The organism is Bradyrhizobium genosp. P, assembly GCF_049949265.1.
Classification (GTDB): Bacteria; Pseudomonadota; Alphaproteobacteria; order Rhizobiales; family Xanthobacteraceae; genus Bradyrhizobium.
Genome location: NZ_CP188195.1, coordinates 4757977 through 4783105, shown reverse-complemented (window position 1 = coordinate 4783105; position 25129 = coordinate 4757977). Strand labels below are relative to the sequence as shown.

The window sequence follows — 25129 nt, the reverse complement described above, 5'->3', positions numbered from 1 at the left end:
ACCCGTCGCAGTCCGGCCGAACGGTCTTAGAACGTTGTACCGCCGCCAAACCTGAATTCTTGCACGCGATCATACGCTCCCTTGGTCAGCGGTACAGCGTAGTCGAAGCGCAGCGGGCCGAACGGAGACTGCCAGATCAAGCCGACACCGACCGAGGTGCGGACAACCTTGCTGTCGTCAAATTGCAGACCCAAGCAGGTCCCCGGAGACGGCGGATTTTGGGTCGGCTTGATACAGCCGGGCGTGTTGACTTCGCCCGTCGCCGTCCACGAGGTCGGTCCCTGGTAGTCATACAGGCCGCCAGCGTCGGCGTAGACCGCGCCCTTGAGCCCGACTTCCTTCGGCAGGAACCAGAACGGCATCTGCAGCTCCGCCGATACGCCCCAGTACTTGGTGCCGCCAATAGCGTCCTGCGTACCGTAGGGATTGATGTCGCGCGGGCCGATGCCGTTCGGCGCGAAGCCGCGGACCAGGTTCGGGCCCATCTGGAAGTGATCGAGCATGCGCAGCTCGTTGCTGCCGAGCTTGTTCAGAATGCCGCCCTGGGCGTGGATCACGCCGACGATGTCAGACACCAGCGGGCTGTAATACTTCGCGTCGATCGCGGTCTTGATGTAGCTGACGTCGCCGCCGACACCCGCGAAGTCCTGCTTGAAGTCGATCAGGAGGCCGTCGGTCGGGTTCTTGTTGTTGTCGAGGGTGTTGTAGTTCAGCGTGTAGCCGAGCGCCGAAGTCAGGCTCGAACCGTTCGCAAGCTCCTTGCGGACCGGCAGCGAAGCTTCGCCGTCGGAGTAGCACCACAGGCCCTGCAGGCTCGTGTCGGTAGCGGTCTGCGGGGGGGTCCCTGCCGTTGCCGTGCCTCCCGCAGGAAGTCCGTTCAAGGCTGCAAAGGCCGGCGTCGGATTGAACGCCAACAAGCCGTTGTTCGGGTTGTTGTTACAATTCGCCAGCGTCGACGGCAGGGTAATTTCCTGCTGATAGATCGAATAGCGCAGCTGCAACGAGAGGTCCTCGCGGAGGCTGAAGCCGAGCCGCGGGCTGAAGCCCAGCGTCTTGGTGCCGTAAGCGATGTAGCTGTTGGACAGCTGTTCGCGCTGATAGAAATCGAGACCGAGCGCGACACGATAGTCGAGCAGATAGGGCTCGACGAAGGACAGCGAATAGCCACGGGCATACTGGCCGTAGGTCACTGACGCCTTCGCGAACAGGCCCCGCCCTAGCAGGTTGCGCTCGGAGACGCTGACTTCGGCCAGGGCGCCGTCGGTGGTCGAATAGCCGCCCGATACCGAGAAGTCGCCCGTCGATTTCTCCTCGAGGTCCACGATCAGGATGACGCGGTCGCTTGAGGATCCTGGCTCGGTGGTGATCTTGACGCTCTTGAAGAAGTCGAGGTTCTTCAGCCTGCGCTCGGCGCGGTCGACCAGCGCTCGGTTGTAGGCGTCGCCCTCCGAAATATCGAACTCACGGCGGATCACGTAGTCGCGCGTGCGGGTGTTGCCACGGATATTAATGCGCTCAATGTAGGTGCGCGGTCCCTCGTCGATGGCGAAGGTGAGCGACACCGTGTGATTCTCGAAATTGCGGTCACCGCGCGGCCGCACGATCGCGAAGGCGTAGCCGCGACGCGAGGCCTCGATCTGCATCTGCTCGACCGATTTCTCCAGAGCCTCCGCGTTGTAGAGCGAGCCGACCCTGACCTGCGAGAACGAACTCAGCGAATTCGGGTCGAGGGTTGCGATCGTCGACTGGAAGTTGACCGACGAGACGCGATACTGCTGGCCCTCCTCGATCTTGAAGGTGACCAGGAAGCCCTTCTTATCGGGGTCGTATTCGGTCAGTGCGGCTACGACCTGAACGTCGGCATAGCCGTTCTTGAGATAAAACCGGCGCAGCAGGTCGCGATCCGCCTCGACACGATCGGGATCGTAGACGTCGTTGCCGCCCAGGAAGCTGAGGATGTTCGATTCGCGCGTCTTGATGATGTCGCGCAGGCGCGACGCCGAATAGGCATTGTTGCCGACGAACTCAATAGAGCGGACGCCGGTCTTCACGCCTTCATCGATCACGAAGATCAGGTCGACCCGGTTGTTCGGCTGCTCGATGATCTGCGGATTGACCCGCACATCGTAGCGGCCCGCATGGCGATAGATATCAGAGATTCGCTGGGCGTCCGACTGGACCATCGGGCGCGAGAACGTGCCACGCGGCTTAGACTGGACTTCACCGGTCAGCTGCTCGTCCTTGACCTTCTTGTTGCCCTCGAAGGCGACGCGGCCAATCACGGGGTTCTCGACCACCACCACGACGATCCGACCACCCCGTTGATCGATGTGGACGTCCTGGAACAGGCCGGTCTCGATCAGCGCTTTCAGGCCGTCGTCGACCTCGGCCGGGCCCAACCGACCACCTGGGCCGGGATGGAAATAGGAGCGGATGGTTTCGAGCTCGACACGCCGGTTCCCCTCGACGGTGATCGAATCGACGGTCTGGGCGACCGCAGGCACAGACATAGCTAAGGCCGCCAAGGTGGCAGCCACCGGCACGGCGAACATGACCAAGGCGGCGAACAGGCCACCCCTCACTCGCATTCCAAACATCATGCGCAACGCGCCCTTATCCTTCCATGCCGGACCGTACCCCTACGACCCGACAGATTCCCAACCTGCTGCACCGCTTGTAGCCAACTTTGCCATGTGGGCAAACTTACTACCGCGATGCAATTCCATTTTCGTTCCAAGACGTTGCCCATTAGCAACGTCACAAAAAAGCCCACTTCAAGACGCGCCCAAATGGAGGATGTCGTTGTAGGTCGCAAACACCATCAGCATCAGCACCAAGCCCAATCCGATTCGGAACCCCATCTCCTGAGCCCGCTCCGACAGCGGACGGCCGCGGACCGCTTCCACGGCATAGAACAAAAGATGTCCACCATCGAGCAACGGCACCGGGAACAAGTTCAGGAGGCCGATCGAGATCGAAAGTACCGCAGCCAGGCGAATCAGAGGTGCTAGACCGAGGGTCGCGACCTGCCCCGAAATCTGGGCGATCCGGAGCGGACCGCCGACCTGGTCGGCGGCCTCGCGGCCGGTGAAGATGCCGCCGATATAGGCCAGCGTCCGGTCGATCACGAACCAGGTTTCCTTGACGCCGAGCCAGAGTGCGGTGGCGGGATCGACCGGTTCGGTAATGACGTCACCAGGCGCGGTGGCCCGGGTGATGCCCAGCACACCCTGCCGATGGGCATTGCCGAAGGGATCCTTCATCTCGCGCAGTTCGGGCGTGCCGATCAGCTGCACCATGGAATCGCCGCGCTTGACCGTGAAGGTGAGCTTGTCACCGGCATGGACGCTGACGATCCGCTGCATGTCCGAGAAGTTGTCGATCGCCGAGCCGTCGATCGCGGTCACGACGTCGCCGACCTGGAAACCGGCGGCCGCCGCGGCGCTATTGGCTTCGACCTTGTCGACCCGCGCCGTGGTGCTCGGCTTGCCGAAGAAGGCGAACAGGCAGGTGAAGATCACGATCGCCAGGATGAAATTCGCAACCGGGCCGGCAGCAACGATGGCGGCGCGCCTTCCGACGCTCTTGTGATGGAAGCTGCCTTCGCGCTCATCAGCCGTCATGGTGGCAAGCGTCTGCATCGCCGGCGTGGACGCCTCGGTGTCGTCCCCGAAGAACTTCACGTAGCCGCCGAGCGGAATCGCCGAAACCTTCCAGCGTGTGCCGTGGCGGTCGTTGAAGCCTGCGAGCTCGGGTCCGAAACCGAGCGAGAACGTCAACACCTTCACGCCAGCCCAGCGCGCGACCAGGAAATGGCCGAGCTCGTGAAAGAACACGACAATCGTCAGGACGAACAGGAAGGGGACGACATAGCCGATGAGCCCATGGCTCAACGTATTGAAACTATGAAGAAAAAACTCGGACATTCATTTCCCCTCGACAAGAGCCAAAGGCTCCGTCCCCAACCTACTAGGATGCCTTTAAGGCAATTTGAGGCAATAGGGCGGCAGCTTTATTTCGCGCATTATGGTCAACGGAAATCGCTTCATCCGCCGATCCCAGCGGAGCCAGATTCCCGGACCGCATCCAATCATTTATCGTCGCTTCGACCAGGCGCGCGATCGCGCCGAACCTGATCCTGCCGGCGATGAAGGCGGCAACGGCGACCTCGTTGGCGGCGTTGTAGACGGTCGTCGCGCCGTGACCGATCCGCAGCGCCTCGAAAGCCAGCCGGAGCCCCGGGAAGCGCTCGAAGTCCGGCGTCTCGAAGGTGAGCTGGCCGATCTTGGCGAGATCGAGCCTCGCCGACGGACCGACGATGCGCTCCGGCCACCCAAGACAATGCGCGATCGGGATCCGCATGTCGGGCACGCCGAGCTGCGCCATCACCGAGCGGTCGGAGAACTCGACCATGCCGTGGATGATCGATTGCGGATGCACCAGCACGTCGATCTCGTCGGGCGTCAAAGCGAACAGATAGGCCGCCTCGATCACCTCGAGGCCCTTGTTCATCATCGACGCTGAATCGATCGTGATCTTCTGTCCCATGCTCCAGTTAGGATGTTTCAGCGCCTGCTCCAGGGTCGCCCGCTCGATGTCGGCCGGGGCCCAGGTACGGAACGGTCCGCCCGAGGCGGTGATGATCACCCGTACCAGCTCTTCGCGATGGCCGGACGCCAGCGCCTGGAACAACGCATTGTGCTCGGAGTCGGCCGGCAGGATGCAGGCGCCTGCCCTCGCCGCGCGCTCCATGAAGAAATCGCCGGCACAGACCAGGCATTCCTTGTTCGCCAGCGCCACCGTCGCACCGCGGTCGACCGCCGCAAGCGCGGGCTTCAGCCCAGCCGCGCCGCTGACCGCCGCCATCACCCAGTCCGCGGGTCGTGCGGCGGCTTCGATGATCGCGCTCTCACCGGCGCCGCATTCGATCCGCGTGCCGGCCAGCGCCTCCTTCAGCTCGGAAAGGCGTGCCGGATCGGCAACGGCCGCGAACCGCGCGCCGAATTCCCTGGCAAGCTTGGCGAGCCCCGGGACATTGCCGTTCGCGGTCAGCGCTTCGACCCGGTAACGGTCGCGCGCGCCACGGAGCAGGTCCATGGTGCTGTCGCCGATCGAGCCGGTGGCACCCAGGACGGTCACGCTCCGCACGTCGGTCGCGACGGTCTTGTTGTTACGCAATGGAACTGCGCTCATCTCGTCACCAAACCATAAGACCGCGCCCAACGCCATCGGCGCCGCCGCGAAGAAAGCCGAAAAGCGCCGCCACAACGACGGCCGCGACAAATCCGTCCAGGCGGTCTAACAGTCCGCCGTGGCCGGGAATGATATGGCTCGAATCCTTCACGCCGAACCGCCGCTTCACGGCGGATTCGAAGAGGTCGCCGAGCTGTGAAACCACCGACAGCAACGCTCCGAGCAGCAATAGCGGCCCGGTGGCGCCGATCTCGAAGGCGGCAAAGCCGGCGGCAACGAGGAGGCTCGCCACGAAACCCCCGATCGCGCCGGCCCATGTCTTTTTCGGGCTGATGCGCACCCAGAGCTTGGGGCCACCGATGCTGCGGCCGGCAAAGTAGCCTCCGATATCAGTGACCCAAACGACCAGAAACACGAACAGGAGCGCGGCGAAACCTTTGGCCGCATCGAGCCGCACCAGCACCGACGCGATCTCTGCAGCCGCGGCGTACAGAAGTCCGCTCGTTGCCCAGTTGCGCCGCTCGCCGGAGATCACCACCAACGCGACCGCGCCGATGGCGAGAACGACCAGTGCGGCGTCGATCCGGCCGACCATCAGGCACAGACCGGAGAACAAAAGAGCCGCGATGCCGGGAACCAGGACGCGCGCTTCACCCGCAAGACCCGTGATCATCAGCCATTCGACATACAGGCCGATCACGGCCAGCGTCACGAGCACGGCCCAGGCGACGCCGCCGACATAGGCCAGCGCGATCGCGATCGGCGCCAGCACCAGGGCCGCCACCACGCGCATCACCAGATTGCGCGACCCCTGCTCGCTTACTGCCGCCGGCGCGGCTTCGCCCTCGGTCACGAGCCGGTTTTAGCGGCAAGGCCGCCAAATCGGCGCTCGCGCCGGCCATATTCCGCAATCGCACCCTCGAGCGCCGCCTTGTCGAAGTCGGGCCAATGAATCGGCACGAACACGAGTTCGCTGTAGGCGGCCTGCCACATCAGGAAATTCGACAGGCGCTGCTCGCCGCTGGTGCGGATGATCAGATCGGGATCCGGAATGTCGGGCGCATCGAGGTATTGCCCAAGCGTGTCGGCGTCGATCGAGCTGGCGTCGCGCTTGCCCTCGGCGACCTCGCGCGCAAGGCGCCGGGCCGCGGCAGCGATCTCGGCCCGCGAGCCGTAGTTGAAGGCAACGATGAGGTTGAGCTTGCTGTTGGCTTTCGTCAGCTCCTCGGCCTCGTTGAGCAGCGCGCAGATATCGGGCTCGAGCCCCTCGCGTTCGCCGATCACGCGCACCCTCACCCCGTCGCGGTGCAGCGTCGCCAGGTCATTGCGGATAAAGCGGCGCAGGAGGCCGAACAAATCCCCGATCTCGGTCGCAGGCCGCGACCAGTTCTCCGAGCTGAACGAGAAGATCGTCAGATAGAGGACACCGAGTTCGTTGGCCGCACGGACCACACGGCGCAGCGCCTCGACACCGCGGCGATGCCCTTCGACACGCGGCAAGCCACGCGCGGCCGCCCAGCGCCCGTTGCCATCCATGATAACGGCCACATGCAACGGACTGCCGGGGCGATCCGGTCCGTCGGTTGCTGGGGCGGCGGCTTTCGACATCGGGCTCTTTCAGGCGAGGTGAAGACCGGCTCGCGCGACGAAAACGTGCAAAACCAACGAACGCGTCAGACCGTCAGGATTTCCTTTTCCTTGGCGGCAAGCAACTGATCGATTTCGGAGATCACGCCGTCGGTCGCCTTCTGCACCTCGTTGGACAAACGCTCCTGATCGTCCTCCGAGATATCGTGATTCTTCTCGAGCTTCTTGATCACGTCGAGCCCGTCGCGGCGAACGTGGCGCACGGCGACCTTCGCTGCTTCGGAGTATTTGTGCGCGACCTTGACGAGCTCCTTGCGGCGCTCCTCGTTGAGTTCCGGAATACGCAGGCGCAGCACCTGCCCTTCGGTCGCGGGCGACAGGCCAAGATTGGAATCGACGATCGCCTTTTCCACGGCCTTCACCATCGACTTGTCCCAGACCTGCACCGAGAGCAAACGCGGCTCGGGCACGCTGATGGTCGCAACCTGATTGAGCGGCATGTGCGAGCCGTAGGCCTCGACCTGGACCGGCTCCAGCATGGAGGCCGCGGCACGGCCGGTGCGCAGACCGCCGAGCTCGTGCTTGAGCGACTGCGTGGCACCCTGCATGCGGCGCTTCACTTCGTTGATGTCAAAACCAGGTACGGCCATGACGTTCTCCCTTCTCAAGAAACCGATTGTCGACGCCAGAACGCGTGGCGTCAGCCGGCGACGACCGTGCCGTGTCCCGACCCGCGCAGAATCGCCCCGATCGAACCGGGCTCCGCGATCGAGAACACGATGATAGGCAGCGACGTCTCGCGGGCAAGCGCGAAAGCGGTCGCGTCCATGACCTTGTAGCCCCCCTCGATCGCCTGCGAATGGGTCAGGCGGTCGAAGCGCTTGGCTTTGGGGTCCTTCTTCGGATCGGCGCTGTAGACGCCGTCGACATTGGTGGCCTTCAGCACCGCCTCCGCGCCGATCTCGGCCGCGCGCAGCACCGCGGTCGTGTCGGTCGTGAAGAACGGATTGCCGGTTCCACCGCCGAGCAGGACGATTCGTCCCTCGGCGAGATATTTGTGCGTTGCACTTCGCGTGAATAGCTCGGAAATCTCCGGCATCACGAACGCCGACAGCGTCCGCGCCGGGGTTCCCTTGCGCTCGATGGCCGCCTCCAGCGCGAGGCAGTTCATCATGGTGGCGAGCATGCCCATGGTGTCGCCGGTCGGCCGCGACACGCCGCGGGACGACACTTCGACGCCGCGGACGATGTTGCCGCCGCCGATCACGACCGCGAGTTCGACGCCGAGTTGGCGCGCCGCAATCAGATCGTCGGCAACGCGATCAACGGTGGGCTGGTCGATCCCGAAGCCATGGCTGCCGGCCAGATATTCGCCGGACAGCTTGATCACGACGCGACGATAGACCAGCTCAGCCATGATGCGATCGCTTCCTTGTCCCGCGCAGGCAAGCTTCCGGCGTTCGCACCGGAAGCCCTTTGTCAGCGGTTACTTCTTGCCGCTGGCAGCGGCGACTTCGGCGGCGAAATCGCTTTCCTGCTTCTCGATTCCCTCACCGAGAGTATAGTTCACAAAGCCCGCGATTTTGATCGGCGCACCGACCTTACCCTCAGCTTCCTTCACCGCCTGGGCAACGGACTTGCCGTTGTCGTGGACGAAGGCCTGATCCAGCAGGCAGACTTCCTTGTAGTAGGTCTTCAGGCCGGAATCGACGATCTTCTCGATGACGTTTTCCGGCTTGCCCTGCTGGCGGTATTTGTCGGCCAGCACGTCCTTCTCGCGCTTGACGGTCTCCGGATCGAGGCCGGCCGGATCGAGCGCCAGCGGCTTTGCTGCCGCCACGTGCATCGCAAGCTGACGGCCGAGGACCGCGAGTTCGTCGGTCTTGCCTGGAGATTCAAGCGCGACGATCACGCCGATCTTGCCGGCGCCCTCGATCACGGCGTTGTGGACGTAGCTCGACACCATGCCCTTGCTCACCTCGAGCGAAGCGGCGCGGCGCAGCGTCATGTTCTCGCCGATGGTCGCGATCGCATCCGAGATCGCCCTCTCCACCGTGACGTCGCCGACCTTGGCAGCCTTGATCGTCTCGACGTCGGCACCATGATGAAGCCCGACCTGGGCGATCATCTTGACCAGGCCCTGGAACTGCTCGTTGCGCGCGACGAAGTCGGTTTCCGAATTGACCTCGACCAGCACGCCCTTGGTGCCTGAGGTCAGCGCGCCGATCAGACCCTCGGCCGCGACCCGGCCGGCCTTCTTGGCGGCCTTGGAGAGACCCTTCTTGCGCAGCCAATCCTGCGCCGTCTGCAGGTCGCCGTTGTTCTCGGTCAGCGCCGCCTTGCAATCCATCATGCCCGCGCCGGTCGACTCGCGGAGTTCCTTGACCATCGCAGCTGTGATCGTTGCCATCGTTCAATGTCCTTCTTGCCTGTACAGAAACCGCGGCGCCGATGGCGCCGCCGCTAGCTACAGGAAAATCGTTGTTCGTGGAATGGAAGCGGCGGCCGGGACTGGGCCCGGCCACGCCGCGTAACCCTTATTCCGCTTCGGCGAGCGTCTTGGCCTGGGCAACCCAGGCGTCGGCACGGCTCGGCAGACCGACTTCTTCGCCGATCTTGTGGGCGGTGTCGTGATCGAGCTCGGCGAGTTGCCAATAGTGGAAGATGCCGAGGTCGTTGAGCTTCTTCTCGATCGCACCGGACACGCCGGTGAGCTTCTTGAGGTCATCGGCAGTGCCGCGCGGACCGGCCAGGCCCTGGAAGCCAACCGGCGCAGCCGCCGGAAGCTCTTCCCGCATGGGCGCGGCCGACGCGCCGATGTCGATCCCGGAATCGCCCTGCGCACGTGAAATGCCATCGATCGCAGCGCGCGCGACGAGATCGCAATACAGCGAGATTGCGCGGCCCGCGTCGTCATTGCCCGGCACCACAAAGGTGATGCCCTTGGGGTCCGAATTGGTATCGACGATAGCGGCGACCGGAATGTTGAGCCGCTGCGCTTCCTGGATCGCGATGTCTTCCTTGTTGGTGTCGATCACGAAGATCATGTCGGGCAGACCGCCCATGTCCTTGATGCCGCCGAGCGAACGGTCGAGCTTATCGCGCTCGCGCTGCAGCGTCAGCCGCTCCTTCTTGGTGTAGGAGTGAGCTTCGCCGGACGCGAGCACGTCATCGAGGTGACGCAGCCGCTTGATCGAGCCGGAGATCGTCTTCCAGTTGGTCAGCGTGCCGCCGAGCCAGCGCGAATTGACGAAGTACTGCGCCGAACGCTTGGCAGCCTCGGCGACGCCGTCCTGCGCCGAACGTTTGGTGCCGACGAATAGAATACGGCCGCCCTTGGCGACGGTATCGCTGACGGCCTGAAGCGCGCGATGCATCATCGGCACGGTCTGCGCGAGGTCGATGATGTGAATATTGTTGCGGGCGCCGAAAATGTAATCCGCCATTTTCGGGTTCCAGCGGTGAGACTGGTGACCAAAGTGAACGCCAGCTTCCAAAAGCTGACGCATATTGAATTCGGGTAGCGACATAGGTTCAATTCTCCGGTTGGTTCCTCCGGAAACGTGTGAGCAAACGAGCCTGTTGGCCCGGTTGCCACCGGACGGCCTTTGAGAGCCATGTTTCCGTGTGAGATGGCGCGGTATATAGCGCGATTTGCGCCAGAAGCAAGGAAATAAGGCCGGTTTTGGCGGCCCAATCAGCCTCCACAGCCCGCAAAAGCCCTGCTTTACCCGGCATTGCGCCGATCTGGGGGCGTCGCAATCCAGGGAAGGTGCGGCCCTCTGCTGCGTCAACTTCGGGTCCGCGCCTCTTTGGGGGCGAAGTCGTCCCCGACGGCAAGCCGCAACGACCGCGCCTACAGCGTCTGCACGTCGACGACGCCGGCCACGGCCTTGATCGCGCCGGCGATCTGCGGCGAGACCTTGTAGCGGCCGGGCAGCTTCATCTCCACCTCGGTTTCGAGGTCGAGCATGATCACCAGCGAGACATCGCCGTCGGCAGCACCTGCCGGGACCGCTGCTGGCGCCGGCCTTGCCACAGGCACCCTTCCGCTGCCCGCTGCGGCCGGCGTGGCGTCCGGCATGTTGAGCCGGCGCGCGATCGAGTCGAGCGGTTTGGTGTCGCGCACGAAGATGCGGAGTCCCTTCTGGGTCTTGGCCGCCGCGTGATCCAGCGGCTCGGCGTGCAGCACCCTCGCCCGCACGTCCTCGCCCTGCAGTTCGGCGCCGAGTTGCAACAGCACGGCGGCGCCCGGCTCGAGCACGTCGCGATATTGCGCCAGCCCCTCGGAGAACAGCACCGCCTCGAAATGGCCGGTCGGGTCCGACAGGCCCATGATGCCCATCTTGTTGCCGGTCTTGGTCCGTCGCTCCATCCGCGACACCACCGTTGCCGCCACCTTGCCTGCCGTGGCGCCGGTCTTCACCGCACGGGAGAACTCGGCCCAGGATTGCACGCGGAGCCGCTTCAACGCGGTCGCATAGTCGTCGAGCGGATGGCCCGACAGGAAGAAGCCGATTGCGTCATATTCGCGGCGGAGCCGGTCCGCGGGCAGCCACGGCTCGATCTGTGGCAGGATGATGCTCGGCGCATCCGCTGAGCTGCCGAACATGTCGTTCTGTCCTGAGGTCGCGGCCTCATGGCTGCGCTGACAGGCGGCGAGGACCGCGTCCGCACCGGCGAACACCCGCGCGCGGTTCGGTTCGAGCGTGTCGAAGGCGCCCGCCGCCGCGAGGCTCTCGATGATACGCTTGTTGATGGCGCGCGGGCTCACCCGCGCGGCGAAATCGGCGAGCGAGGTGAAGGCGCCTTTCTTGCGCTCCTCCACGATCTGCTCGACGGCCTGGATACCGACGCCCTTCAACGCCGCAAGCGCGTAGTAGATCGTATTCTCGCCGACCTCGAAGGTCGGTCCGGAACGGTTGATGTTGGGCGCCTCGACCTTGATGCCGAGCCGCTGCGCCTCGGCGCGAAATTCCGAGAGCTTATCGGTGTTGTTGAGTTCGAGCGTCATCGACGCCGCCAGGAACTCGACCGGGTAATGCGCCTTCATGTAGGCGGTGTGGAACGACACCAGCGCATAGGCTGCCGCGTGGCTCTTGTTGAAGCCGTAGTCGGCGAACTTCGCGAGCAGCTCGAAGATCGTATCCGCCTGCCCTTTCGGCACGCCGTTCTTGACCGCCCCGGCGACGAAGACCGCGCGCTGCTTTTCCATTTCGGCGCGGATCTTCTTGCCCATCGCGCGGCGCAGCAGGTCGGCGTCGCCGAGCGAATAGCCCGCCATCACCTGCGCGATCTGCATCACCTGTTCCTGGTAGATGATGACGCCAAACGTCTCTTTCAGGATCGGCTCCAGGATCGGATGCAGGTATTCCGGTTCCTCATCGCCATGCTTGCGCGCGCAATAGGTCGGGATGTTCGCCATCGGACCCGGGCGATACAGCGCCACCAGCGCGATGATGTCCTCGAAACGGTCCGGGCGCATGTCGATCAGCGCGCGCCGCATGCCCTGGCTTTCCACCTGGAACACGCCGACCACATCGCCCCGTGCCAGCATCTGGTAGCTCGACGGGTCCTCGATCGGCAGCGTGGCGAGATCGATGTGGATGTTGCGCGGCTTGAGCAGCTTCACGGCGACGTCGAGCACGGTGAGCGTCTTCAGGCCGAGGAAGTCGAATTTGACGAGACCGGCCGGCTCGACCCATTTCATGTTGAACTGGGTCACCGGCATGTCGGATTTCGGATCGCGGTAGAGCGGCACCAGTTCGCTCAAGGGCCGATCGCCGATCACGATGCCGGCCGCATGGGTCGAGGCGTGGCGGGTCAGGCCCTCGAGGCGCTGCGCGATGTCGAAGGCGCGCGCCACCACCGGGTCCTCGTCGCGGAACGCCTGCAGCTTCGGCTCGCCCTCGATCGCCTGCGCCAGCGTCACCGGCGCGGCAGGATTCTGCGGGACAAGTTTCGTCAGCTTGTCGACCTGGCCATAGGGCATCTGCAGCACGCGGCCGACGTCGCGCAGCACGCCGCGCGCCTGAAGCGTACCGAAAGTGATGATCTGCGCCACCTGGTCGCGGCCGTAGCGCTGCTGCACGTACTGGATCACCTCGCCGCGGCGATCCTGGCAGAAGTCGATATCGAAGTCCGGCATCGATACGCGTTCGGGATTGAGGAAGCGCTCAAACAGCAGGCCGAACCTGATGGGATCGAGGTCGGTGACGGTGAGCGCCCAGGCGACCAGCGAGCCCGCGCCGGAGCCGCGGCCCGGTCCGACCGGAATGCCCTGCGCCTTGGCCCATTTGATGAAGTCGGCGACGATCAGGAAGTAGCCCGCATATTTCATGCGGGTGATGACGTCGAGCTCGAAGGCGAGCCGCTTGCTGTAATCCTCGTCCGTCGTGCCCTGCGAGAGACCATGCACCCGAAGACGGTTCGCCAGTCCCTCTTGCGCCTGACGCTTCAGCTCGGCGGCCTCGTCGGCGGCGGCGTCGGAGCTCGATGCCGCGCCGACGGTGAAGAACGGCAGTATCGGCTTGCGCGTCTTCGGCCGGAACGAGCAGCGCTCGGCGACTTCCACCGTCGATGACAGCGCTTCCGGAATGTCGGCGAACAGCACCGCCATTTCGGCGCGCGTCTTGAAGCGATGATCGGGCGTCAGTTGCGTGCGATTGGTCTCGGCGATCAGATGACCACCGGCGATGCACAGAAGCGCGTCGTGCGACTCATAGTCGTCGTTGGTCGCGAAATACGGCTCGTTGGTCGCCACCAGTGGCAGGCCCTTTGCATAGGCCAGATCGATGAGACCGCTTTCCGTGCGACGCTCCTTGTCCACGCCATGGCGCTGCAATTCGACATAGAGGCGATCGCCGAACAGGCCGGCCAGGCGGTCGCAGCGCGTGGCCGCCAGTGCGGCCTGATCAGCGCCCAGTGCCAGCGCGATCGGTCCGTCGGGACCGCCGGTCAGCGCGATCAGGTCCTCGGCGTCATCGATGAGCCACTCGAGCTTGATGTGCGGGGTCTGGTTGACCGGCGTCTCCAGGAACGCCCGCGAGTTCAGCCGCATCAGGCTGCGGTAGCCGCGCTCGCGCGCCGCCAGCAGGACGATCCGCGCAGGGCCCGCCGCCAGCACGTTGCGCGTGGTCGGATCGACGTCGCCGAAGTCCACCGCAAGTTCGCAGCCGACAATCGGCTGAATCCCGTAGCCCGCCATCTTGTCGGAGAATTCGAGCGCCCCGAACATGTTGTCGGTGTCGGTCAGCGCCAGCGCCGGTTGACGGTCGGCTTTTGCAAGTTCGCCGAGCTTGGCGATCTTGATCGAGCCTTTCAGCAGCGAATAGGCCGAATGGACGTGAAGATGAACGAATCCGGCGTTCGACATGGCTGCTCGAAGGATATTTGCGTCAGGGATGGAGCGAGCATCGCCCCGAAAGCAACGCTTCAGGCCCGACTCGCACCGCCATCGTGAGGCTTCAACCCTGCCGAGTCCACGCGGAACGCCGCATGGCGGTCCGCCCTCCTGCTTTTCCCCAGGGGCAAGCTAGGTCCCTGTACCTGCTCCCGCATGGCTAGAACTGGGTGAACAACTGCGCCCACACCGCGATCATCCCGACGAACAGCGTGATCGATGCCAGCGCCGCCGCCTCTTCCACGAAAATCCTCAACATGGCCGCTCTCCTTGAACTGGAACGTATGCAGAACATTGTTCCTTTTTTGTTCTCAGAGTCAAGCGCGCGCCGGCGCGTTTAATCCAGCCATCAGAGCCAATGGTTAATCCGCAAGCCCAACAAAAAAGCCCCGGGCCGAGGCCCGGGGCTTTCGATGCCGCTTAAGTTAAGCGAGCGATCAGTAACGTCCGACGACCGGACCGCCGAACTTGTAGTTCAGACGAACGGTGACGAGATCGACGTCCTGCTTGACGTCGTCGTTGCGGGAGTTGACGCCGCCCGGGGTGACCAGGGTGTAGTTGTGGGTGTCCATGAACAGATGGTCGTATTCAACTGCAGCCGACCAGTTCGGAGCGAAGGCGTATTCGAGACCGACGCCGACGGTGCCGCCCCAACGGGTGTCCGAAGTGCTGTCGACCAGCGAGCCGGCAGCGAGACCCTGGTAACGGTTGTCGGTGATCGCAGCACCGCCCTTCACGTAGAGCAGGGTGGTGTTCCAGGCATAACCGAGCTGACCGGTGAACAGGCCGAACGCGTCGACCTTCGTGCGGTTGGTGAGACCAGCGAAAGCCGAGCTGGCGTTCGAACCGCTGAGGTCAGCCCAGTTGCCCTGAGCTTCGAGACCGAACACCCAACCGGCGCTCTGCCAGCGGTAACCAACCTGGCCACCGACCGTGCCGCCCGTCGCGTCATGGCTGCCTTCGCCCAACGGCGCGAAGGGAACGCCACCAACCGCGGTGTTGGTCCAGCTGTTGTGGCTCGAACCCCAACCGCCGTTGATACCGATGTAGAACCCGCTCCAGTCATAGACGGCCTGAATCATCGGCGGAGCTTTGGTGTACGGACGCGCCGCGAGATCGGCAGCGAATGCCGGCGCAGTCGCGCCGAGCGCGATCAGGCTGACAGTAACAAGCAAAACCTTTTTCATTTTCCCGTTCCAACTTTTTGTACTGGCCCCCAAGGCCTCGAGACATGCTCATAGCAGTCTCGTTTCGAATTGCTGTAACTTCGCTGCAACAGGAAGATCCAAACGACTCCGTTCAAATTGTAAGTTAATGTTGTGTTACACGCACTTCTCGCACTTTTCGCCACATGGTTGCCGCACAATTTTCACAATTCAAATCTGCGTGCGCAGTCGTTCGGGGGATGATGTTGACGGGAACCCGCCTGTTCGATTTGGATCATCTGCGAGGTCGAGTTTTCGCAGCAAAGGAATGCAACAATGCGGACAATGGTTCTTGCTGCGGCGTCTATGGCCGCATTCACGACATTTGCCGCGGTTCCCGTGCAAGCCGTCGGCGTGCGCTATCCGTTCTGCATGCAAGGCGACCGGTATCCCGGTCTCAGCAACTGCGCGTATGAGACTTATCAGCAGTGCCAAGCCTCCGCCGCCGGGATCGGTCAGAATTGCATCGCCAATCCCTACTATGCCGGCGACAGCAGCCCGCGCTCGTATATTAACATCCCTCCGCGCGAGCACGACGAAGGTAGTTTCTTCGGGCTGTTCATCCGCTGATCGCCGGGTCGCGATCGGGGCACGAGAACGTGACTGGACGCAGACTCGTGCAACGACGCCTGCTGCGGCGCAAGTCCGGCGTGCGACAGCTGCGGACGCCTAATCGACGGGACAATTTCTGATGCGAAGCTTGATTCTGGCACTATTGGCGCTGGTTACTGTCGCAAGCGCGCCAGCACGCGCTCAAAAATACGACTCCACCTCCCCGGTCTGCATAACCTACTATCGATGGGGCGGTGAAAATACCGAGTGCGGCTACACGTCGATCGAGCAGTGCCAGGCAACGGCGTCCGGTCTCCCAGCGATGTGCGCCAATAATCCCTATTATGTCGGGCCCTCCCCCAATCGACCGAGGGAGCCAGCCAGGCGGGGACGCCGCCCGGCCTACTGATCTAATCCAGTTCGACGACCTGTCCGTTCGCGAGCGACACTCGGCGATCCATTCGCCCAGCCAGTTCCATGTTGTGGGTAGCGATCAGCATCGCGACCCGCGTCGCCTTGACGAGTTGCATCAGCGCGCCGAAGACGTGGTCGGCCGTGGCTGGATCGAGATTGCCGGTCGGCTCGTCCGCCAGCAGCGCCCGCGGCGCATTGGCAACCGCGCGCGCGATCGCGACGCGCTGCTGCTCACCGCCCGACAGCTCCGCCGGCCGGTGCTTGATGCGGTCGCCGAGCCCCAGATAGCCCAGGATCTCGGTCGATCGCTTGATGGTCTCGGAGCGTTTGAGCCCCCGGATCATCTGCGGCAGCATGACGTTTTCGAGCGCGGTGAATTCCGGCAATAGCCGATGCTGCTGATAGACGAATCCGATGTCGGAGCGCCTGATCTGGGTGCGATCGGAGTTTGCCAGTTGCGACGTCGGCGTTCCCGCGACATAGACCTCGCCGTCGTCGGGGCTCTCCAGCAACCCGGCGATATGCAGCAGCGTCGACTTGCCCGACCCCGACGGCGCCACCAGCGCCACCGACTGCCCCGGCCACAACGCAAGCTTGGCGCCGTTCAGGATCGTCAGTGTCGCTTCGCCCTGCCTGTACTCCCGCTTGATGTCATGGAGATAGATAACCGGTACATCTTCCGCCCCCTCCGCCATGCCCGCCCTCACTCGTACCGGAGTGCGTCGACCGGATCGAGGCGCGCGGCGCGCCACGACGGGTAGAGCGTCGCCAAGAAGGACAGCGTCAGCGCCATGATGACGACCGCCAGCGTTTCGCCGAAATCGATCTCCGCCGGCAGCTTGGACAGGAAATACAGAGTCGGATCGAACAATTCCGTGTTCGTCAGCCAGGAAAGGAATTGCCGGATCGATTCGATGTTGAAGCAGATCAGCAGCCCGACCATGAGGCCGACAAGCGTGCCGACGAAGCCGATCGACGCGCCGGTGATCAGGAAGATGCGCATGATCGACCCCTGGGACGCACCCATGGTGCGCAGGATCGCGATGTCCTGGCCCTTGTCCTTTACCAGCATGATCAGCCCGGAGACGATATTGAGCGCCGCAACGAGCACGATCATGGTCAGGATCAGGAACATCACGTTGCGCTCGACCTGCAACGCGTTGAAGAAGGTCGAATTGCGCTGCCGCCAGTCGACCAGGAACACCGGCCGCCCCGCGGCCTCGGTCACTGCCTTGCGGAAAGTATCGATCTTGTCGGGATTTGTGGTGAAGACCTCGATCGAGGAGACGTCATTGTTGCGGTTGAAATAGGCCTGCGCCTCGGTCAGTGGCATGAACACGAAGGTCGAATCGTATTCCGACATGCCGATCTCGAACACCGCCGTGATCTTGTAGGGCTTGATGCGCGGCGTGGTCCCCATCGGCGTCACCGCGCCCTTCGGCGAGACCAGCGTGATGCTGTCGCCGGCATGCAGCGAGAGCTGGTCGGCAAGCCGGCGGCCAATCGCAACCCCCTGGCCGTCGTCAAAGCCCTCGAGCGTGCCCTGCTTGATGTTCTTGGCGATCGAGGTGAGGTTGTTGAGATCGTCGGCGCGGATGCCGCGGATGAAGACGCCGGCCGCGTTGAACGGCGAGGAGCCGAGCCCCTGCCCATCCACGACCGGCGCGGCCAGGCGGATGCCCTGGACCTGGCTGATGCGGTCGGCGACGTCCTTCCAATCGGTCAGCGGCGATTCCAGCGGCTGCACCAGAATGTGCCCGTTAAGGCCGAGGATCTTGTCCAACAGCTCCTTGCGGAAGCCGTTCATGACCGCCATCACGACGATCAGCGTGGCGACGCCCAGCATGATGCCCAGGAACGAAAAGCCGGCGATGACCGAAATGAATCCTTCCTTGCGACGTGCGCGCAAGTAGCGTCCGGACAGCAGCCATTCGAATGGCGCGAAAGGCGGGGTGCGGACTGGCTCGCTCATGGTGTCATCCATCTATCGGTAATCCCATGATTCGGGCCAATTGTGGCCGGATTACCCCGCGGATATGCGCGTGGTAAATAAACTTTAGTTCGCCAGCTTTGCGACCAACTCGGCCGGGCTCATGTTCTCGCGCGAACCGTCGCTGCGACGCTTCACCTCGACCTTGCCTTCTGCCAGGCCCTTGGGCCCAACGAGAATCTGCCAGGGAATGCCGATCAGATCGGCGGCGGCGAACTTCGCACCGGCGCGCTGATCGGTGTCGTCATAGAGCACGTCGACGCCCTTCGCGGTGAGGTCGCGATACAGATTCTCGCAGGCCCCGTCGACCGCGGCATCGCCCTGCTTGAGGTTGAGGATCGCAGCGCGGAACGGTGCGACCGCCTCGGGCCATTTGATGCCGGCATCGTCATGGCAAGCTTCGATGATCGCGCCGACCAGACGCGAGACGCCGACGCCGTAGGAGCCGCCATGGATCGGCACGTCGACGCCATCAGGACCGGCCACCATCGCCTTCATGATGTCGGAATATTTGGTACCGAAATAGAAGATCTGACCGACCTCGATGCCGCGGGTGTTCACCCGCTTGTCCGCCGGCACTTCGCTCTCGAACCGCGCGGCGTCATGCACGTCCTCGGTCGCGGCGTAAACCGACGTCCACTGCTTGATGATCGGGGTGAGATCGCCGTCATAGTCGACGTCGTCGGGCGGGATCGGCAGATCGAGCACGTCCTTGTTGCAGAAGACGCCGGACTCGCCGGTCTCGGCGAGCACGATGAATTCGTGGCTCAGGTCTCCGCCGATCGGGCCGGTCTCGGCTCGCATCGGGATAGCCTTCAGGCCCATCCGCGCGAAGGTGCGCAGGTAAGCGACGAACATCCTGTTGTAGGAGCGCCGCGCGCTGGCCTCATCGAGATCGAACGAATAGGCGTCCTTCATCAGGAACTCGCGGCCGCGCATCACGCCGAAGCGCGGACGCTGCTCGTCGCGGAATTTCCACTGAATGTGGTAGAGGTTGAGCGGCAGGTTCTTGTAGGACTTGACATAGGAGCGGAAGATCTCCGTGATCATTTCCTCATTGGTCGGCCCATACAGCAGCTCGCGCTTGTGGCGATCGATGATGCGCAGCATCTCCGGGCCGTAGGCATCATAGCGGCCGCTTTCACGCCAGAGATCGGCGAGTTGCAGCGTCGGCATCAGGAGCTCGAGCGCGCCGGCGCGGTCCTGTTCCTCACGCACGATCTGCTCGATCTTCTTCAGCACCCGGAAGCCCAGCGGCAGCCAGGCATAGATGCCGGCCGCCTCCTGCCGCATCATGCCGGCACGCAGCATCAGGCGATGCGAGACGATCTCCGCCTCTTTCGGGTTCTCTTTCAGGATGGGCAGGAAAAACCGCGACAATCGCATGGTGTTACTCGGGAATCAGGGATGCGCCGGAAGAGCTGCAGTGAAACCGGATCAGGTGCGAAAACACAAGGCCGACAATCGCGAAAAACCCGTCAAATCAGGCGATTTTCGGCCATTTCCGCGCCCTGCGCCCAACCCAAGCCGCCGGGTGCGCAGGCCCTGCCCTTACCTGACCTCGAAGTCGTCTTCCAGCGTCACTTTCTTGAAATCGGTCACCAGGGCATCGATCTGCATGTGCCAGCGGCCGGGGAACGGCAACGGTACCTTGTTCACGTGCCAGTAGCCGTCGGGACCGAGCGTGGCGCTGTGGTCCATCGGTTGGATGCCCTTGTCGGGGAGGCTCAGCGTCAGCGTCGCCTCCTTGGCGGCAAACGGGCTCGCATCCCCGTTCATCAGCTGCAGCACGAAATCGTTCTGCCCGACCTTGCCCGGCGCGATCAGCACCTGGAACATCGCGGCGTCGGTGTGGATGTGGATCGCAAGCGGAGCGGCCGTCGACATCGCGAGTGCGCGCGGCGGCGGTGTGAAGCGCCAGCCGGCCACCAGCGCCAGGATCGCGATGGCAAGCACGCATTCCGCCAGGACCGATCGCAGCAACGGCTTCGCGTCGTTGACATCGCGTGTGACCGCCGGCGTGAGTACGAACCGGTTCAGCGCCGCCAGCACGAGCAACAACAGGACCAGAGCGAGCTTGAGCGCAAGGATGTTGCCATATCGGGTGTCGATCAGCGCGCTGACGGTCTCGAGTTGGACGATCGCGAGCGCCAGTCCCGACAGCGCGATTAGCGCGACGACCGGCACGGCGATGGCGGAAAATCTCTTGAGCGTCCACGGCAGCGTATCGCTTCGCCGCCATGACATCGCCGCCAGCGGCGTGAAAGCGCCGATCCAGTAAGCGAGGCCGATGCCATGGATGAAGACCGCGGGCCGCGTCAGCCATTGCGGCGACGCCGTCGCGGCATGTCCGCTCGTAGCGAGCGCGAGGCCGACACTGACCATCGCGACGGAGGTTAGCATCCGGCCCATTTTGACGGACGGCCTCCGCCAGCTGATTGCCGCGATCAGCATCGCGGCAATCGCAATCAGCATCGAAGGACCAAGGCTGGTGGCAAGCGCGCCGACCCACGGCGCGCGTGTCGCAAGCCCGGACAGCGGAAGATTGAGCAGGTCTATGCCTTGAAGGCCGAGCGAGACGACCGCGCCGATGAACCCGATGCCGAGCGATGACAGGATCACCCGGCCGCCCGCAGGCCCCTGCCCGATCCATGCCGCGAAGAAGGCGCCGCCGACGCCGGCGAACAGTCCGAGATAGACGCCGATCTTCGCCAGCCAGATCAGCGGACTGACCGCACCACCGCCCGACGGCGCCGCCGAGCCGGTCACGACGCCGATCGAGAACAGCAACGACCCCGCTACCGGGTGGCCGTCCTGCGACACTACCCGATAGCTGATGACCTGCGTACCCTGAGGCAGATCCTCGGGCAGCGTCACCTGCACGGACTGATCGACGCTGCTGAAAGCAACGTCGCGTGGCTTACCTGCGGCGTCGAGCAGGCTGACCACGGTCGGCGCCACCGCCTCGTTGAAGCGGAGCACCACCATTTTCGGCGCCTCGGCTAAAACACTGCCATCTGCCGGCTCCGCGCCGACGAGGACGGCATGTGCATGGGCCACGGTCGCAAGACAGAGCCCGACGAGCAGCGCGGCAATGCTTGCGACCAGCCGCTTCGGCTTACGATTTCGGCAACAGCTTGACGCCCGGCGCGGGCGACTTGCTGCCGTGATCGCCCTGCCCTTCGGCGGGGATGTCGATCCAGCGGCTGACACCCTGCTCGCATTCCTGCACGACAGGGAAATACAGCGTGGTGTTTGGCTTCAGCACATCGGTGAGGAAGGTGTGCATCACGAACTCGTCGTAGTTCTGGTCCAGGAGCTTGCCGCCGCTCCAGGCCACCTCCCTCACGCCTTCGGTGAACTTGTGACCGTGATAGTCGTATTCGGTCTCATACTTGCCGGTGATGGATTCGACGTTCCAGCCTGCCTTCGGCATCGGTTTCACCGCGATCACCCCTTCCGGAATCTGCACGCGAATCTTGATCGTCGCCGATCCCGCACAGCCGTGCGGCACGGCAAACACCGCTTTGTAGGACGAGCCGATCGTCGCCTGTTTTCCCTCGAGCGTGATATGTGCCATCGCCGGCGACATGGCGAGCGCCATGCCGGCGATGATGAAAAGCGTATGCGTCCTCATGGCCGACCTCACATCTTCTTCATGTCCATATGGCCGGAACTATCGCCGCCACCCGGCGCCTGCGCGCCGATGCCTTGCACGTCCAGCGACACCGGCACCTTGCCGGCCTTCTCGAATTCGAGCGTGACCGGCACCTTGTCACCCTGCTTCAATGGCGCGTTCAGGTCGAACATCATCAGGTGGTAGCCGCCGGGCGCGAGCTTCACGGTCTTGCCGGGTTCGATGGTCAGGCCCTTATCGAGCGCACGCATCTTCATCACGCCGTTGTCCATCGCCATTTCGTGGACTTCGATCTTGCCGGCGACGTCGCCGGAGCCGCCGAGCAGCCGGTCCGGAGCGGTGCCCTTGTTCTCGATCGTGAGATAGCCGCCACCGATCTTGGCGCCGTTTGGCGTGGCGCGGGTCCAGCCCTGCGAGATCACGAGATCCCCCGCCTTGACGTCCTCGGCGGATGCGGGTGCGACCAGAGCGAATGCGAGAATCGCGGCCAGCGCAGTCAGTGTCTTTTTCATGATTGAAGCTCCTCTTGTTGTTGCCGATAGCCCGCCAGCTCAGAAATTGTATTTCCCGGCCATGACGAACGTCCTGCCCGGGAATGGGTGGAACAGGAAGTACTGCTCGTTGAAGATGTTATCGATGCCGAAATCGAACGCCAAATTCTTGGTCGCGTTGTAATGGATCTTCATGTCGACGACGAAGTAGTTGTCGAACGCGCCGTAGACATGGGAAACTCGATCAGTGTTGTCCAAAGTCGAATACTGTTTGCTGCTATAGCGCGCCGCAACCGTGCAGGCCCAGCTCTCGTTCGGTCGATAGGTCACACCGGCTTTGGCGCGCCAATCCGGTACGTAGGGAACGCGCTTGCCGGTCGCGGTGGTCGGCAGGTTTGTCAGCGGATCAGTACCGGTCCAGGTCGGGTCGGAAAGAATCCTGGAATCGACGTATGTCACGCTGCCGAACAGCTGCAGACCGGCGATGAACACATTGTCCTTGTCGGCTGAGAGCTCGATCCCCTGCATCCGAATCGCATCGACATTGCTGATAACCGTCGTTGGAATTTGATTACCTTTGGAATCCTGCACATTGTTCGTTTGCGAGATGATCGCGTTGTTGGTGCGCTCCTTGAACAGGGTCAACCGGACGCGTCGGTCGCTCCATTTGCGCTCGATGTTCAGCTCGCCGGTGAAGTCCTGCTCGGGAGTCAGAAACGGATTGGCAACGGTCGCAACGCCGCCGACCGTTATGTTCTGGTAAAGCTCGGTGACGGTGGGATAACGATAGGCTTCGCCAAAACTGGCGGTGATGTTCCAGTCCTTGTTCGGGTCGAACGAAAGCGAGGCTTTCGGCGAAAAGTTTGTCGACCCGAGTCCGGGCTGAATCGTGGGTACCTGCGTTATCGTCGGGATTGGCATGGCAATCGTGCCGGTGCCTGCGGCAACGTTGGAACCAATATTGAACCCATCGAGTGCGCGCCAGGTTTCGAGCCGCCCGCCGAGCGTTAGCTTCAGATTCGGAACGATCTTCCACGCATCCTGCACCCACAGCGCGCCGGTACGGGTTTCGCCTACTCCGTCGGCCAGCAACTGACCGGTGCCGGTCGAGGACGTCGCGTACCAGACCGTCGACAGATAAGTCGGGTTTTCCAGGCGATAGCGATCGCCATGGATGCCGAAACTGACCTCTTGAGGGCCATCTACTCCGAACGGACGCCAGATGCCTTTTGCATCGGCGTTCTGCCAATTGGTTCCGTCGTTGCGCGTGATCTTGCCGTTCAGCGAATAGCCCGCGCCCGAGTTAACCGTGTAGGGGTTGAGTAGGATGTCCTGCAGATAATTGTAACTCGACGCCGACAGATCGAAATCGAACACGCCTTTCGTATCGCTCTTGACCGAAACGGCGTTGCTGAGCTGCGTTTGGTCCCAGATGTACCTGTTACTTGCAAAGCCGGTGACGCCGCCAAACGTCGGCTGGCCGGTGGCCGTCGATTTCAGATAAGTCTGAGGATCAGATGTCTGGTGATTATTCCAGATGCCCAGCGAATACGTTGCCTGCACCAACGGCGAGACATCGTAGGCCAGCCTCACATTCGCCGCGTCCTGCACCGAATGGGCCAATGCGCCGGTACCAACGACGTTGGCGATGACACCCTGCTTGCTCAGGGCCGGAAACGTTCCGGTCGTTCCAACCGGAATCCCAGTCGGATTCGTCGTTGAAGCGCCCATGGTCGTATAGGTGAGCGGTTGCTGGTAGCTGTCGAGATGGTTCGCGGTAACAAGCCACGACAGCGGGCCGTTGCGGTCGCCAGCCGCAGCACTGGTCTGGCTCGTCACGTAGGTGTCCTTGGTGCCGTACTGATTCCACGGCATCACCGAAACCGTTTCCTTGGCCACGGCGAACGGCTTGTCGGGCATCTTCGACGTGATCAGCAGCACGCCGCCGATCGAGTTGCCGGGATAGGCGGCGGCGAACGGGCCATTGAGGAAGTCGATGCGGCCGATTGCCTCCGGCGAAATCAGGTTCCACCTCGGCGACGCGCCGCTGTTGTTGTTGCCGATCAGCGCCGAGACCAGCAGGTCGTCGTAATAGATCAGCGTCCGCGCGCTCGAATTGACGCCCCAGCTTCGCGTCGCCAGCACCGCCTGATTGTCGCCATCGTTGCGCTTCCGCACGAACAGGCTGGGCAGGTATTTGACCGCGTCCTCGGGGTCCTTGAGGTTGATGGTCTCGTCGATCTGCTTCGACGTGACGCTGAATGACCTCTGCGGCAGTTGGAACCGCGCGACCGCGGGCGGCGTCCCCAAATAGGCGCGGGCGCCAGCGCCTGCGCCGTCGGTCTCGACGACCACGACCGGGCGCTTCTGCTCGGTCGCGACAACGGGTGTCGTCCGCTGCGGCCTCGCTGCAATCCGATTGGCAGGCTTGCGCGCAGCCGGCTTTGGGGGCCGCGGCGATTCGACGGTGACGGGCGGCAGCACCTTCTGCTCTGCGCTCTGCGCGTAGGCGATCTCGGCAGACGCCAGCAGCGTCGCCTGGATGGCAACAACGCTCACGCCACTGAGGGCATGATAGCGAAACATGGAAATGTCCTGACACCGGCACTGCGGCCGGCTGGCTCGATAGCAATCACCGATGCGCAAAGGCGCAGCGGC

General features: G+C 63.2%; 20 protein-coding genes. 2 read left to right on the top strand and 18 right to left on the bottom strand.

The genetic code is table 11. The features are described 5' to 3' along the window. Window positions 1–26 precede the first annotated feature (26 nt). From bamA to ACP2YO_RS23085, 11 genes are all read right to left on the bottom strand, one after another. Window positions 27–2600, bottom strand: coding sequence for an outer membrane protein assembly factor BamA (bamA, locus tag ACP2YO_RS23135; RefSeq protein WP_426442869.1), 2574 nt, complete (start codon window positions 2598–2600; stop codon window positions 27–29). 174 nt (window positions 2601–2774) lie between these two features. Continuing rightward, window positions 2775–3926 carry a M50 family metallopeptidase gene (locus ACP2YO_RS23130; protein ID WP_426442868.1) on the bottom strand — a complete coding sequence of 384 codons (1152 nt, stop codon included), beginning with the start codon at window positions 3924–3926 and terminating at the stop codon, window positions 2775–2777. A gap of 43 nt (window positions 3927–3969) precedes the next feature. Further along, window positions 3970–5193 carry a 1-deoxy-D-xylulose-5-phosphate reductoisomerase gene (gene dxr, locus ACP2YO_RS23125; protein ID WP_426442867.1) on the bottom strand — a complete coding sequence of 408 codons (1224 nt, stop codon included), beginning with the start codon at window positions 5191–5193 and terminating at the stop codon, window positions 3970–3972. Between the two features lie 4 nt (window positions 5194–5197). Next, window positions 5198–6046, bottom strand: coding sequence for a phosphatidate cytidylyltransferase (locus ACP2YO_RS23120; RefSeq protein ID WP_426442866.1), 849 nt, complete (start codon window positions 6044–6046; stop codon window positions 5198–5200). Then, window positions 6043–6801 (bottom strand): isoprenyl transferase, encoded by a 759-nt coding sequence (locus ACP2YO_RS23115; protein WP_426442865.1) that lies wholly within the window; start codon window positions 6799–6801, stop codon window positions 6043–6045. The genes ACP2YO_RS23120 and ACP2YO_RS23115 overlap by 4 nt, the downstream gene beginning before the upstream one ends. A 65-nt stretch (window positions 6802–6866) precedes the next feature. Next, window positions 6867–7430 carry a ribosome recycling factor gene (gene frr / locus ACP2YO_RS23110; RefSeq protein ID WP_426442864.1) on the bottom strand — a complete coding sequence of 188 codons (564 nt, stop codon included), beginning with the start codon at window positions 7428–7430 and terminating at the stop codon, window positions 6867–6869. A 50-nt stretch (window positions 7431–7480) separates the two neighbouring features. Then, complete coding sequence (gene pyrH / locus ACP2YO_RS23105; RefSeq protein ID WP_426442863.1) at window positions 7481–8197, bottom strand: UMP kinase; 717 nt, start codon at window positions 8195–8197, stop codon at window positions 7481–7483. Window positions 8198–8266: 69 nt separating this feature from the next. Then, complete coding sequence (tsf, locus tag ACP2YO_RS23100; protein WP_426442862.1) at window positions 8267–9190, bottom strand: translation elongation factor Ts; 924 nt, start codon at window positions 9188–9190, stop codon at window positions 8267–8269. A gap of 127 nt (window positions 9191–9317) precedes the next feature. Next, window positions 9318–10310 carry a 30S ribosomal protein S2 gene (locus tag ACP2YO_RS23095; RefSeq protein WP_426442861.1) on the bottom strand — a complete coding sequence of 331 codons (993 nt, stop codon included), beginning with the start codon at window positions 10308–10310 and terminating at the stop codon, window positions 9318–9320. Between the two features lie 326 nt (window positions 10311–10636). Next, window positions 10637–14155, bottom strand: a complete 3519-nt coding sequence (gene dnaE / locus ACP2YO_RS23090) for a DNA polymerase III subunit alpha (RefSeq protein ID WP_426442860.1) — start codon at window positions 14153–14155, stop codon at window positions 10637–10639. Between the two features lie 464 nt (window positions 14156–14619). Beyond that, window positions 14620–15369 (bottom strand): outer membrane protein, encoded by a 750-nt coding sequence (locus ACP2YO_RS23085; protein WP_426442859.1) that lies wholly within the window; start codon window positions 15367–15369, stop codon window positions 14620–14622. A 324-nt stretch (window positions 15370–15693) separates the two neighbouring features. On the opposite strand from ACP2YO_RS23085, the gene ACP2YO_RS23080 reads away from it, so the two are divergent. Both ACP2YO_RS23080 and ACP2YO_RS23075 read left to right on the top strand, forming a co-directional pair. Then, the gene (locus ACP2YO_RS23080; RefSeq protein ID WP_426442858.1) at window positions 15694–15957 is read left to right on the top strand and encodes a DUF3551 domain-containing protein; all 264 of its coding nucleotides are present in this window, start codon (window positions 15694–15696) and stop codon (window positions 15955–15957) included. 121 nt (window positions 15958–16078) lie between these two features. Next, window positions 16079–16348: a DUF3551 domain-containing protein gene (locus tag ACP2YO_RS23075; protein ID WP_426442857.1), complete on the top strand. Its 270-nt coding sequence runs from the start codon at window positions 16079–16081 to the stop codon at window positions 16346–16348. Window position 16349: 1 nt separating this feature from the next. Here the strand turns inward: ACP2YO_RS23075 and ACP2YO_RS23070 are convergent, their stop codons facing one another. The 7 genes from ACP2YO_RS23070 to ACP2YO_RS23040 all read right to left on the bottom strand — a co-directional run bounded on the left by ACP2YO_RS23070 (window position 16350) and on the right by ACP2YO_RS23040 (window position 25057). Beyond that, a complete protein-coding gene (locus tag ACP2YO_RS23070) occupies window positions 16350–17048 on the bottom strand; it encodes an ABC transporter ATP-binding protein (RefSeq protein WP_426442856.1) in 699 nt (232 codons plus the stop codon). Window positions 17049–17056: 8 nt separating this feature from the next. After that, entirely contained in the window at window positions 17057–18337 is a 1281-nt protein-coding gene (locus ACP2YO_RS23065; protein ID WP_426442855.1) for a lipoprotein-releasing ABC transporter permease subunit, read from the bottom strand. Between the two features lie 72 nt (window positions 18338–18409). Next, window positions 18410–19729: a proline--tRNA ligase gene (gene proS / locus ACP2YO_RS23060; protein ID WP_426442854.1), complete on the bottom strand. Its 1320-nt coding sequence runs from the start codon at window positions 19727–19729 to the stop codon at window positions 18410–18412. Between the two features lie 165 nt (window positions 19730–19894). Beyond that, window positions 19895–21331, bottom strand: coding sequence for a copper resistance CopC/CopD family protein (locus ACP2YO_RS23055; protein WP_426442853.1), 1437 nt, complete (start codon window positions 21329–21331; stop codon window positions 19895–19897). A 130-nt stretch (window positions 21332–21461) separates the two neighbouring features. After that, on the bottom strand, window positions 21462–21980 hold the full coding sequence (locus tag ACP2YO_RS23050; RefSeq protein ID WP_426442852.1) for a YcnI family protein: 519 nt from the start codon (window positions 21978–21980) through the stop codon (window positions 21462–21464). A gap of 8 nt (window positions 21981–21988) precedes the next feature. Then, window positions 21989–22492: a copper chaperone PCu(A)C gene (locus ACP2YO_RS23045; RefSeq protein ID WP_426442851.1), complete on the bottom strand. Its 504-nt coding sequence runs from the start codon at window positions 22490–22492 to the stop codon at window positions 21989–21991. Between the two features lie 39 nt (window positions 22493–22531). Next, complete coding sequence (locus ACP2YO_RS23040; RefSeq protein ID WP_426442850.1) at window positions 22532–25057, bottom strand: TonB-dependent receptor; 2526 nt, start codon at window positions 25055–25057, stop codon at window positions 22532–22534. Between the last annotated feature and the right edge of the window lie 72 nt (window positions 25058–25129).